Here is a 12,544-nt window from a genome sequence, read left to right as displayed (position 1 = left end):
ATTAAACAACTCAACTTCTCCAAAAAAAAAACTTTTAAATATTATCAGAACAACTTAATACAGGTGTTTGATAAAATTTAAAAGCTTTAAATTTATATCTTCAGGTTATTTTGTAAAATCAATTCTCTTTTCTTGGTTTCATAATCATTCTGATGGATGCGTTGTTGGTAATAAATAACCTGAACCATTCTGCAGCAAGTCTATATTTGTTTCTAAAACTTGTCAATGGAATTATATGGATGAAAAGCCAAGTCAGCCAGGCTAATAATCCATTAAATGAGAATTTAGGAAGATCTACAACCGCATTATATTTTGAGATAATGGCCATACTTCCTTTATCATCATATCTAAATTCTTTTAAAGGTTCATTTCTGAATCTCTTTTTAATGTTTTTACCTAAAAGTTTTGCTTGCTGGATTGCAACCTGAGCCAATTGAGGATGACCTTTCGGGAATTCGGGATCTGTTGTTGTAATGCAGATATCACCCAAAGCATAAATATTTTTAAAACCTTCAACCAAATTATAAGAATCCACGATAATTCTGTGACCTTTTCCCAAGGATGTTTCAGGAATTCCTTCAATTGTTCTGCCGACCACACCGGAAGACCAAATCAAAGTTTTGGTTGGAATTTTTGTTCCGTCCGAAAGAATAACATTTTCTTCTACATAATCTTTCACAGAAACATTGAGTTTGATGTTGACACCTAATCTCTTCAGATTATCGTAAGCTGTTTTTTTGGCAGTATCGCTCATATTTGATAACAGCGAAGGAAGAGCGTCGACGAGATATAGATTGGTGTGCCCAAATGCAATATCAGGATAATCTTTTTCTGCGATGTAACCAGCCATTTCAGCAATCATTCCTGCCAGCTCCACTCCGGTAGGTCCGCCACCGGCAATCACAATGTTGATAAGACTTTGTACACTTTCCGTTTGTGCATTTCGGGAAGCTGTTTCCAGATTCTGCAGAATGTGATTTCGGATATACAGAGCTTCATCAATAGTTTTCATTGGAAGCGCATTTTTCCTGACGTTTTCAATTCCGAAAAAATTGGTTTCTGTTCCCAGTGCCAAAACAAGTTCATCATAATGTAATGTTCCCTGATCTGTGATTATTCTGTTTTCCTCAGGCACTACCCTTTCAAGGCTTGCCATATAAAGAGAAACGTTAGAATATTTTGAGAATAATTTTCTGAAAGGATATGAGATATTAGAAGGCTCAATAAATGCCGTGGCTACCTGATAAATGAGCGGAGGAAAAAAATGGTAATTATTTCTGTCAACAAGTGTGATTCTGAATCTTTCGTCATCACCGATGGTTTTAATAAGATTTAATCCGGCGAAACCTCCCCCGACAATCACGATATGCTTTTCCATTACAAAGATTTTCTGTTATAATGAAGCTAACCAATATGAGACCAACCAAAGTAGAAAATAAAATAAAATTAATGTAATTTTAATTATACAATTCGGTTGATTGCTTATTAAACAGAAACGATTTCTTCAAGTCGTGATGAAAAACAAAATTTACTAAAATGTGATTGAAACCACATTTTAGTAAATTCCGATGTTATAATTTTGTATCAAGGTCAACTCGTTGAAGCAAACGAACCTTATTTTCATCATTTGTGTTTTTTTTAGCCTTCTCCCTCGAGAGGGCTTTTTTTATTTTAAATTTTATCATGTAAAAAGTACTATTCCGGGAAATGGTTATTTCGCTTTTTACATTTAAAGGTCTGTTACTTTTTCTGAAGATATTCTTCTATTTTTTCTCTCGGTAAAAGATCCAGAATTTTGTTAATATCAATAATTTTATGTTCTGTGATGATGCTTTTCACAGCTTTCGCAGCGCCAGGTTCGTTAGCTAACCTTTCTAAAAGTCCGTAAACATTCACCATCTTTTTGTGCGTATTTTCTTCGTCGCCGCCAAACCACGAACCGTTGAAGTGATGACTGACGTAATTCTTCGGTAAATCCTGAGAAAAATAAACTGAGGGATAAAGCGTTACGTCATGCTTCAGATGTTGAATTGTATCACTGTAACGGTCTGCACCATATTTTTTTTCCAGCATTTCAGAAAATATATCGGTATTGATTCTCTCTACAAAAACCTCTTGCTGATTATAATAGTCAACAAAATCCTTAGACAATTGATGTTTTGGTTCCGCCATCCAGAATGCTGAGTACGGAACTCCTTTTACTTCAAATCCACAGACTGCTTTTTCACTCAGAAACTCATCCAACGGAAGTTTAAGATCCATATCAGTATCCATATAAATTCCTCCATTTTCATACATTACTTTAGACCGGACATAATCTGATACAAAGGCCCATTTTTTCTGCGCAAAAGCTTCTTTTACGTAATTGTTATCTTCCAGTGGAGCGTTGGATTCATTCCATTCTATAATTTCAAAATCAGGATGAATTTTTCGCCATGTTTCCAGACAGTGTTCTGCGAGTTCGTCTTTTTTTTTGCCGCCAAACCAGCAGTAATGAATTTTTTTTGGAATCATAATTTAGTATTTGATGTGATTTATAAAAAGCAGCGAGACCGCATTTTGTCTTCTATCTGCAAAAAATAAACCTTTACCGAAATTTTTAATTAAATAAAATACCATTTTTTGAAATGAAAATTTTTATTTAAATATATTCTGATGAGTTCAAATACAAAATTTAAATTTAAATAAATTAATAATCAATACTTTATACAATGTTACAAATTAAATGGTACGGTTATTTCTTTTAGAAAATACTTTAAAAATATCTGAATTTTGTATCTAAATCTCAAATAAAACTTATGACGAAGCCAAATCACCCATCATATCAACCCAAAAAATACGTAGAAATCACCGCACCCGATTGGGTGAAAAATGCTACACTCTACGAACTTAATATCCGGCAGTTTTCTGAAAAGGGAACTTTTAAGGAAATTGAAAAACAGCTTGGAAGGCTAAAACAAATGGGGATTGATATTATATGGCTGATGCCGGTTCATCCGATTGGCATTGTTAATAGAAAAGGGAGTTTGGGAAGTTACTATTCAGTGAAGGATTATTACGGAATTAATACTGAATTTGGAACTGAAGAAGACTTCAGAAGTTTGGTCAATGCTATTCATAGAGAAGGAATGTATGTAATATTAGATTGGGTAGCGAATCATACAAGTTGGGATAATCAACTTGTTGATCAGCATCCGGATTGGTACAGAAAGTCACGCAAAAATACGTTTCAGTCGACAAGATGGAGAGATTACGACGATATTATAGAATTTGATTACCGAAACGAAGAGCTTCGAAAATACATGACGGATGCACTGAAATTTTGGGTGAAACAATTTGATATTGACGGCTATCGTTGCGATATTGCCAGCTTCGTTCCGATTGATTTCTGGGAAAATGTGAGAGCTGAGCTTGATGAAATAAAACCTGTGTTTATGCTTGCTGAAGCCGAAGATAAAGATCTTCATAAACGTGCATTCGATTCTACGTACAACTGGACCCTATGGAATATTTTACACCAGATTGCCCGTGAAGAGACCAATGTAAAGACTTTGGCGGAAGCCTATCTTGCAGAACATGTTTCTATTTTTCCTAAAGAGGGAATCCGTATGAATTTTATTGATAATCACGACAAAAATTCATGGGAAGGAAACCAATACAGTAATTTTGGAGATGCTTTAAATGCAGCAACTGTTTTTTCGGTCATGATGGATGGAATCCCTTTAATTTACAGTGGACAGGAAGCCGGACTCGACCGCTCCCTGGAATTCTTTGAAAAAGATCCGATAGAGTGGAAATCCCATGAAAACGAAGATTTGTACACTACTCTATTTACCCTGAAACATCAAAATCAGGCACTTTGGAATGGCGCACACGGTGGCGAAATGGTAAGGATTATGAACGACCGTATGGATCAGGTAATCTCTTTTGTACGAGAGAAAAATGGTGATAAGGTTTTGGTTTTTATCAATTTAAGCAAAGATCATGTGCTCGTACAGTTTGACACTTCATTTGACATCAGTGTTTACACAAATTTATTTGAAGGAAAACTTCAGAGCATCAACGGAACGCTGATTTTGGATATGCAGCCATGGGAATACGTGATTCTTCATCACATCAATTCATAATCTTACATTAGCTGAGTGGAAAAGTAAATGTAAAACAAGTTTCATCGTCTGACGAGTTTACCTTGATTTTTCCTTTATGGGCAATTGCGATTTCCTGTGCAATGTAAAGACCTAGACCAAGACCTTTTTCCATCTGATTCACTTTTCCTCTTGAAAATGGTTTGAATAACTGTTCCTGTGTTTCTAAAGGTATTTTAGTTCCTTTATTGATTACGCACACTTCAAAAATGTCATTATCACTTTTTGCTTTCAGTATGATAGGAGCATTTTTGTCTCCATGGGAAATTGCGTTTCCTAAAAGATTTGAAAACAGTTGTGCAATACGTTTGTAATCACCTTTAACTTCATTTTTCAGATCTAAATCCGTCTGAATTTCTCTGGTCGGATTGCTGGTCTGAAGCTCAGAAATCACTTGCTGCAAAGTATTAAAAATAGTATCTGAATTATCGTAATCAAGACCAATTCCTCCTCCAAGGCGTCCACTGGCGAAATCCAGCATATTGTCAATTAAACCTCTAACTCTGATTGTAGAATCCTGAATAATCTTTACAAGTTTGATATTGCGTTCTTCTGTTAAAATTCTGTTTAAAAGCTGCGATGCAGTAGAGATTGCACCCACCGGATTACGAAGATCATGTCCCAGTATAGCAATAAACTGCTCTCTGATTTCTGCATTATTTTGCTCCTCTACCAATTTTTCCTGTGTATCACTGAGGTTGTGAAGGGTCTCTAAATGGAAAGCGATCAACTCTGCAAAAAGTTTAAACATATTGATTGTCTTCTCATTGTTTACCAATGCAGGATTGGGATCAATAGCGCACAGCGTACCAAAGAAATTGCCATTTGTAAGAATGATAGGAATCGAAATGTAGCTTTGCAAACCATAAGTCTTTGGTGTATGATGATCAAAATACTTAGGATCTTCAGCCACATGATCAATGGCAATCGCTTCATGAAAACTCATAACCTGATGACACAGTGTAGTTTGCACATTCAGTTCGCCACCAACTCCCAGTCCGAAATTTATTCTGTCTTCCACAGCGCAGGCAATCCAGCGGTCCTTTGTAACTCTTGCGACAGTTGCAAAGCCCATCCCAGTGGTACTGCAAATAACTTCCAATATTTTGGCAACAGCCGGAATCTGATTGATGTGCAGAATATCTTTTTGAAAATCGATATCTTCCTGAGGGTCTTTCATTTCTAAATCGTTGTCTGTCAATGTGTGATAGCAATGTCCACTATCATTTGATTAGCGGATAAGATACAAAATTATGAAACAAAGTTTAATTTTAATCCTTTTTCAGAATTAGAGTTTAATTTTTTTTGATTTTTATTCATTAACAGATAGAAATAACGGTGATGCTGTTTAATATTTTTAGTATGAAATTAACTGATATTTAAATATAAAAAATACCACACTTTGCATTTATTATGCATAAGATAAGTTTTTGGCAGATAAATTGTTAGCACTGCAGGAGGTTATTTAAATTTAAAAATAATCATAACACCTAATTAAATCAAATTATATGAAAAATTCAATTCTTACAGTTTTTGCTGTTGCTGCCTTGATGTCATGCGACAAAAAAGAAACTAAATCGACAGACATGGGAACAGACAGTTCTGGTACAGAAATGACCAATGACACTATGATGAAAACAGGCGACTCGGCATCAACGGTCACCAATGCAAATGCTGCAACACTTAGTGATCAGGACAAAAAATTTGCTGATGCTGCCGCAATGGGTGGTATGATGGAAGTAATGATGGGTGATCTGGCTAAAGCAAACGGTACAAATGCATCAGTAAAATCATTAGGCGAAATGATGGCTACAGATCATGGCAAAGCAAACGACGAACTGAAGTCATGGGCAGCAACAGCAGGTTACACTTTACCTACAAGTCTGGATGCTGAAAAACAGAAAATGGTAGATGATCTGAAGACTAAAAAAGGTGCAGATTTTGACAAAATGTACGCAGCCGCAATGGTTACTGATCACAAAAAAGATATTGCTGAGTTTAAGATGCAGTCTTCTTCAGGTATGGATGCTTCTCTAAAAGGATTTGCAAGTAAAACACTTCCAACACTTGAACATCATTTGATGGAGTCTGAAAAAGTGAAAGCTTCTTTAAAATAATAATATTCAATTCCTGATTTTGTCATTTACAAATCAGTTTGATACCAATTTATACAATCAAAGGTTTGGCTTAAACGCTGAACCTTTTTTTGAATAATGGATTTTAAAGTATTAAAGTAGCTTAGAAATTGTGCACTCAAAATATTTAGAAAGATTACTTTTAACTTATTTAAAGTAAAGGCTCTTTTATGAGATAGGCTTTTTAAACAATCAATATAAATTTTTCTCAAAAATGAAAAAAGTTTGGATTACATTTTTTATCGGAGGTATTGCAGGTGCAACAGTCTACCTTTCTGGATTTGGTTATCTGTTTAAGGCTATTGGCAAAAACTTAAAAAAAGGATCACTCACACCTTCTACAGATGATGAGGATAAATTTTCCTCCCGTGAAGTCCCTACTCAAAACAGTCAACCGTGGAAAAAAGATAGCGCTTACAATAAGCAGGCTCTTTCAGAAACTATTTCAGAAGAATTAAAGAAAACCGGAACTTCGTCGCTCGTTGTGATCCGTGATAACAAATTAATGCACGAACAATACTGGAAAGATCATAATTCTGATTCACTGTTAAATTCATTTTCGATGGCAAAAGGAATTCTGTCACTCCTGATTGGTTTTGCGCTTGATGACAAACTCATTGACTCTGAAGATCAACTGGTAGCTTCCATATTTCCAAAATATGCAGAAAGCCACTATGGAAAGTTTCTTACCATCCGTCACTTGATGACGATGCAGGCAGCATTTGATTGGGATGAAGAATACCGCCACCCTTTTTCAGAGAATTCAAAACAATATTTTATTGATGATCTTGCGGAGCAGGCTTTAAATGTTGATCTGAAAGAAATGCCGGGTGTAAAATACGAGTATCAGAGTGTTTCAGCACAATTGTTGGGATTAATTTTAATAAAAGTAACCGGCCGTGATCTCGCTTCTTATCTGTCAGAAAAACTTTGGAAACCATTAGAAATGGAACATTCCGCAAAATGGAGTACCGATAAAAAGGGTGTTGAAAAAGCTTTTTGCTGTATTCACGCCACCACAAGAGATTTTGCCAAAATCGGACAATTGGTTATGCAGAAAGGAAAATGGAATGGAAAACAGATTCTCTCTCAACAATTTTGTAAAAAACTCATCACACCAACCCAAGAAAATAATGCATTTTGCTATAACATCTGGGCTCATGAAGATCACACTATTCCTTATTACTTTTTTTACGGTTTTTTAGGACAGTTTATCATCATGATTCGTGAAAAGAAAATGGTGATTGTAAAAACAGGATTATATAACGATTTGGAAGTGGATGAAAAAAAACGTCCGCTGCAGGTTAAACTTTTAGTTGATGAACTGAGTACTATATTTTAATAAATCTTTGTCAGTTACAAATCTTTTCAATATCTGAAACATTGTTTCCTAGTCAATATTTTTAAGCTTTAACATTGTCTTAAATAAATTTAATTTAAATGCTCCAGATTGCTTAGTAAATCATTGGTGGCGGGACTTTTGTAATCATTTACAAAGAAAATACACTCTACAGCAAGGTTTACATGCTGGTCAATAAAATAAATCTCTCAATTTTGGAATGGAATAGAATATTTATAGGTGATCTCGATTTCAGTTTTGCTATTGAAATCACCGTTCGCACACTTATCATGTTCAGTATGGTTTTGCTTATACTGAGATTATCGGGCAAAAAAGGAGTTCGGCAACTCTCACTTTTCGAAGTGGCAATTATCATTGCATTAGGCTCCGCAGCCGGCGATCCGATGTTTAACAAAGAATCATCTGTACTGTCATCCGTTATTGTTTTTGCTGCTATTATTCTTCTCTACCGACTCATAACTTATATTGCAACCAAAAGCGAAAAATTTGAAAATATAATCGAAGGAGAACCGCTTTACGTGATCGAAAACGGTGAATTTGTTTTAGGTGTAAAAAAAGATCACACCTTTGCCAAAGACGAATTTTTCTCCGAAATGAGACAGGAATCGATAGAACATGTCGGGCAGGTAAAAACAGCTATTCTGGAAACTACAGGCAATATCAGTTTTTATTATTTTAAAGATGATGAGGTGATGTACGGTCTTCCCATTTTACCTCATGTTTACAAAAAGAAACTACAGTTGATTGAGCAGGCCGGTTATTATTCATGTACTTACTGCGGTCATTCCTTATTTCTGGAAGCTGGACAGAAAAAATGCAGTCGATGCGAAAAAACTGAATGGGTAAAAGCAATCAATACACTCCGGTTGACCTAAGGCAAACAAGTTGATTTTTAATAAAATTAAATTTGAAAATTATGTTTAATTTTACATAACCGAATTAATCTTACGATATGAAAAAAATAATATTTTTTCTTTTGGTCACATTCATGTTGACTGCCTGCGGCGAAGAATGTTACAACGCTCCTTTGCCGATTGTTTTTGAATTTGTAGATGATAATGGTGAAAACCTCATTACAAACGGCAAACTCAATCCTTTCTCAATTCAGGATGAAAATCAGGTTGGTGTGCAGGTTACCAAAACCGATGACGACAGAATTGTTTTACAAAATGTAGGTCTTCTTAACGGAACTAAAAATTATACTTTTTATTCTCCCGTCAGAACTTTCAATTTTTCTATTGAATCATCTGAGTTTAAAGGGGGCTGCGATGGTTATCAGATTAATAAATTAACCTTTACAGGAATTGCCATCGATGTGAAAGATGAAAATGGATATTATAAAATTATACTTAAATGACATTCCAGATTTTATTGAAATTAATTTATTTAGAATAAACACGCTGCATCCTCTCTATTAAAAGCTTAAAATAAAAAGCAGATTAAAAATTCCCTTCAGATTATGGAGGGAATTTTTATTTTAAATAGTTTAATCAAAATGATATCTTTTATTGCGAAAATCAATATATTTGTTGCTGTAATTTATAGCAATGTCGATTCTGTCAGAAAACATTAGATTTTTAAGAGACAATATGAAAGCATCCCAACAAAAGGTTGCTGATGAAATTTCAATTACCCGTGGGAGATATTCTACTTATGAAGAAGGAAGATCGGAGCCGCCAATTGAACTTTTAATTAAAATCTCAAAATATTTTAAAGTCAATATCGATTTGTTGATTACGGTTGATTTAAAAAAATATTCTGTAGAAGATCTGGTCAGTTTGCCAAACAACAGAACTTTGCTTCCTATGAAAGTGGATCAAACCGGAGAGAACAAAATTGAAATCGTTCCCCAAAAAGCAAGTATGGGGTATCTGAACGGTTACAGTGATCCGGACTTTGTAGACAGCCTGCAACATCTCTCTCTTCCGTTCTTAAGAAATGGTAAATTCAGGGCTTTTCCTGCAGATGGAGATTCTATGCCGCCATACAACGACGGAACATTTATCGTTGGAAAATATGTGGAAGACAGAAAAGATTTAAAGAAAGGAAAAACCTACATCTTCATCACCAAGGACGGGATTGTTTACAAAAGATATTCTCATCAGAATGATTCGGGAAGTTTTGTCAGTTCAGATAATACTTTCTATGAACCCTACGAAATCAAATGGCACGAAGTCTACGAAATCTGGGAATTTGCCTGCAGCATCAACACTCAGGAACTTAGAATTGAAAATCTGGAATACAAAGAAATCAGAAGTATGTTTGAAGAGTTAAGATCTGAAATCAGGACTTCTAAAAAGACAACTTAGCAAACTGAAACATATTTGATTCTAAGTTTTTACACAAATGACAAAAAAAGTATTAAACAAAGTTTCAACTAAAAAGATTTGAAAATAATGGGACAGCTCAGTTTATTTGATACGGGAGAATTTTACAACTTTCCGCTTGATCTTCTGGAATTCAGAGAAAATTTCCTCACACCAGAGGAAGCCAATCTTCTGCAGGCTATGCTTTTAACAAAAAGTCCGTGGAAGCAGAGAACTCAGAAAATGTATGAAAAAACCGTTCTTACTCCGCGTCTTACAGCTTGGTATGGCGACGGCGAAAAAGCTTATAAACTTGGAGGAAGTGAATTTGAGGTCAACAGCTGGACGCCCGAACTTTTATCATTGAAAGAGAAAATTGAGGATAAGTTTGGATATGAATTTAACTCTGTTTTGCTTAATCTGTATCGTGACAATAACGATTCTGTAGCTTGGCATCGCGATAAAGAAAAAAGATACGGAGAGCGCCCTGTGATTGCTTCGATAAGCTTAGGAGAAACCAGAAAATTTGACTTTAGAAAGTTGGATGATCACAGCAGAAGATACAGTTTGCCTCTACCCCACGGTTCTTTATTGATTATGAAAGGAGATTTGCAGGAAAACTGGCAACACAGAATTGCCAAATCAACTCACCCTATGCGCGAGCGTATTAATTTGACATTCAGATTGATGCGTGAAATTTAGCTTTGGTTTTGAATTGATATTATTTCGACGACTATTTTGTTTAAAATTAAATCCAAGTTTTATCATTGATCTCTGCTGAATTATCTACCGTTGTCTAAATTTTTGAATCATATATGAAGCAGAATTAATTTATTTTAATTCTAAATTACTTTGAAATACCGTCTGGTTTAAGTAATTTTACCCGATTATATTTACTAAACTATGAGAAAAATTATATTTGCAGGAATAGCTGTTTTTGGTGGATTTCTAATGTCTAATGCGCAATGCAAAACGGTAACCACACTTTCAGAAAATTTTGATGGCTGGAAGGATATTGATAAATGCTGGACGGCACAGCAGGGAAAAGCAATGGTTTATACCAAAGACAAAAAAGTGGTGTTTTATTCAATGACAAATCCCAGAGAAAAGATGTTTTTGGTAACTCCAAAAATCAAGGCAGGAAAATATACATTAACACTTGATGTTTCAGACAACGGCGGCGAAACTACGCTTGAAATTTTCTCTGTAAATAATGCTTCTGATGCAAAATCTTATGTTGCTGTTGCCAAAGCAGTGAAAATTGACGGTAACAAAAAAACTTTCGATATCGCTCTTAAAAAAGATGCTAATGTAGGTTTGAAGGTGATGCTAAACGGGATTCATCAGGCGGTTTATGTTGATAATTTAAGTTTAAAACCTAAGAAATAGACTTTAAAATTTTTTATTTAAATAAGAATCAATTTTAAAAATGTTGAAATCCAAAGCCATCAGGTTTTGGATTTTTTTTGATGACTTTAACCCGTTTTTAGAAGAGTCAGCTGGAAGCATCGATTTTCGGAGCGTAAAGATGAAAATTCTAAGCGAGCTTGAAGAATACAAATCGCAGTTGTAGAAGAAGTTTTTTAACCAAAATATTTCTGCTATAAAGTAAAAAACATCAAATCATACTCAATTCTGCATAATTTGTTTAATTTTGCCAAACTATGCCAAAAATACGATCTACATCAGACGGTTTAATCTATATTAAATCTTCATCTATCGAAAATCTAAAAAGACCAAATGCCCTTGAAGGAGCCAAGGCATTAGGAAAACCTGTGATCATTAATGTCAATCATATTGGCTTTCTCAGCTATAATAATGAAGGTAGAGTTACTTTTTTTATGGCAAATGGTTTTGAGATTTCCATTAATATTTTTTTCGACGAAGCTGAACGCATTTTTAATTGTGCTAAAGGTGGTATGAACGAAGAAATCATGTAGGTTGATCTGAAGAAAAATTCAAGATTAAGATCGGAAAACAATTTTTTGGGAGTACAATTCTTCAAAAATAATTTTATTTTGAACATAATATTTTCTTTATAAAGCAAGTGTTTAAAGTAAATCTAAAACTTTTCCAAAAACAATTCAATATTTTTAAACCATAAAAACTGAAAATTATTCACCTGATTGGTGCTATTATTGCAATATCGAAATATGAGAAAAATTTATATCGTAGAGGATGATGATTCCATCAGAGAAATTCTTGAAATATTTTTAACTTCAGAAGATTATGCCGTGCAATCGTTTGAAAATGTCAAAGAATTTGCTCAACGCAATAAAGAAGAAAAGCCGGATCTCTATCTATTCGATGTGATGTTGCCGGACGGATCTGGTATAGATCTTTGCAGCGAAATAAAAACCAGCAGCGAAAACGCAGAAATCCCAGTACTTATTATGAGCGCTCATGCTCAGCTTAAACATTTTGCAGATGACTGCCAACCTGATGGTTTTATCGCAAAACCTTTTGATATTGATCATCTTTTATCGCAAATTAAAGAGATTATGGCGTCAAAAGAAAGTCATTAGTTAAGAAAATTCGTTTTAAGAAAATAAATTCTCACAGAAATTTCAAAATACTCTTTTTTTGAAATTGCAGTTA

The 12,544-nt window shown here is 34.5% G+C and carries 14 protein-coding genes; 11 read left to right on the top strand and 3 right to left on the bottom strand.

The genetic code is table 11. The features are described from left to right. Positions 1 to 118: 118 nt before the first annotated feature. Positions 119 to 1,378, bottom strand: coding sequence for an NAD(P)/FAD-dependent oxidoreductase (locus tag IC610_RS03595; protein ID WP_191735278.1), 1,260 nt, complete (start codon positions 1,376 to 1,378; stop codon positions 119 to 121). Positions 1,379 to 1,740: 362 nt separating this feature from the next. Then, positions 1,741 to 2,514 (bottom strand): glycosyltransferase family 32 protein, encoded by a 774-nt coding sequence (locus tag IC610_RS03590; protein WP_191735277.1) that lies wholly within the window; start codon positions 2,512 to 2,514, stop codon positions 1,741 to 1,743. 284 nt (positions 2,515 to 2,798) lie between these two features. Here IC610_RS03590 and IC610_RS03585 point away from each other — a divergent pair, with 284 nt between their 5' ends. Next, a complete protein-coding gene (locus IC610_RS03585) occupies positions 2,799 to 4,127 on the top strand; it encodes an alpha-amylase family glycosyl hydrolase (RefSeq protein ID WP_191735276.1) in 1,329 nt (442 codons plus the stop codon). Between the two features lie 7 nt (positions 4,128 to 4,134). On the opposite strand, the gene IC610_RS03580 is transcribed toward IC610_RS03585, so the two are convergent. Then, positions 4,135 to 5,325 carry a GAF domain-containing sensor histidine kinase gene (locus IC610_RS03580; RefSeq protein ID WP_191735275.1) on the bottom strand — a complete coding sequence of 397 codons (1,191 nt, stop codon included), beginning with the start codon at positions 5,323 to 5,325 and terminating at the stop codon, positions 4,135 to 4,137. 328 nt (positions 5,326 to 5,653) lie between these two features. On the opposite strand from IC610_RS03580, the gene IC610_RS03575 reads away from it, so the two are divergent. The 10 genes from IC610_RS03575 to IC610_RS03530 all read left to right on the top strand — a co-directional run bounded on the left by IC610_RS03575 (position 5,654) and on the right by IC610_RS03530 (position 12,471). Next, a complete protein-coding gene (locus IC610_RS03575) occupies positions 5,654 to 6,262 on the top strand; it encodes a DUF4142 domain-containing protein (RefSeq protein WP_191735274.1) in 609 nt (202 codons plus the stop codon). 232 nt (positions 6,263 to 6,494) lie between these two features. Then, positions 6,495 to 7,622: a serine hydrolase domain-containing protein gene (locus IC610_RS03570; protein WP_191735273.1), complete on the top strand. Its 1,128-nt coding sequence runs from the start codon at positions 6,495 to 6,497 to the stop codon at positions 7,620 to 7,622. Between the two features lie 212 nt (positions 7,623 to 7,834). Continuing rightward, on the top strand, positions 7,835 to 8,515 hold the full coding sequence (locus IC610_RS03565; protein ID WP_228462847.1) for a DUF421 domain-containing protein: 681 nt from the start codon (positions 7,835 to 7,837) through the stop codon (positions 8,513 to 8,515). Between the two features lie 77 nt (positions 8,516 to 8,592). Beyond that, the gene (locus tag IC610_RS03560) at positions 8,593 to 8,997 is read left to right on the top strand and encodes a membrane lipoprotein lipid attachment site-containing protein (RefSeq protein WP_191735271.1); all 405 of its coding nucleotides are present in this window, start codon (positions 8,593 to 8,595) and stop codon (positions 8,995 to 8,997) included. 190 nt (positions 8,998 to 9,187) lie between these two features. Then, the gene (locus IC610_RS03555; protein WP_191735270.1) at positions 9,188 to 9,949 is read left to right on the top strand and encodes an XRE family transcriptional regulator; all 762 of its coding nucleotides are present in this window, start codon (positions 9,188 to 9,190) and stop codon (positions 9,947 to 9,949) included. An 87-nt stretch (positions 9,950 to 10,036) separates the two neighbouring features. After that, the gene (locus IC610_RS03550; RefSeq protein WP_191735269.1) at positions 10,037 to 10,648 is read left to right on the top strand and encodes an alpha-ketoglutarate-dependent dioxygenase AlkB family protein; all 612 of its coding nucleotides are present in this window, start codon (positions 10,037 to 10,039) and stop codon (positions 10,646 to 10,648) included. Between the two features lie 201 nt (positions 10,649 to 10,849). Then, positions 10,850 to 11,335: a hypothetical protein gene (locus tag IC610_RS03545; RefSeq protein ID WP_191735268.1), complete on the top strand. Its 486-nt coding sequence runs from the start codon at positions 10,850 to 10,852 to the stop codon at positions 11,333 to 11,335. Positions 11,336 to 11,375: 40 nt separating this feature from the next. Further along, positions 11,376 to 11,519, top strand: a complete 144-nt coding sequence (locus IC610_RS03540) for a hypothetical protein (protein WP_191735267.1) — start codon at positions 11,376 to 11,378, stop codon at positions 11,517 to 11,519. Positions 11,520 to 11,610: 91 nt separating this feature from the next. Then, positions 11,611 to 11,886, top strand: coding sequence for a hypothetical protein (locus tag IC610_RS03535; RefSeq protein ID WP_191735266.1), 276 nt, complete (start codon positions 11,611 to 11,613; stop codon positions 11,884 to 11,886). Between the two features lie 213 nt (positions 11,887 to 12,099). Then, on the top strand, positions 12,100 to 12,471 hold the full coding sequence (locus tag IC610_RS03530) for a response regulator transcription factor (RefSeq protein ID WP_191735265.1): 372 nt from the start codon (positions 12,100 to 12,102) through the stop codon (positions 12,469 to 12,471). The last annotated feature ends 73 nt before the right edge of the window (positions 12,472 to 12,544 follow it).

Source organism: Chryseobacterium caseinilyticum (genome assembly GCF_014837145.1).
Classification (GTDB): domain Bacteria; phylum Bacteroidota; class Bacteroidia; order Flavobacteriales; family Weeksellaceae; genus Chryseobacterium; species Chryseobacterium caseinilyticum.
This window is presented reverse-complemented; position numbering and strand designations above follow the sequence as displayed.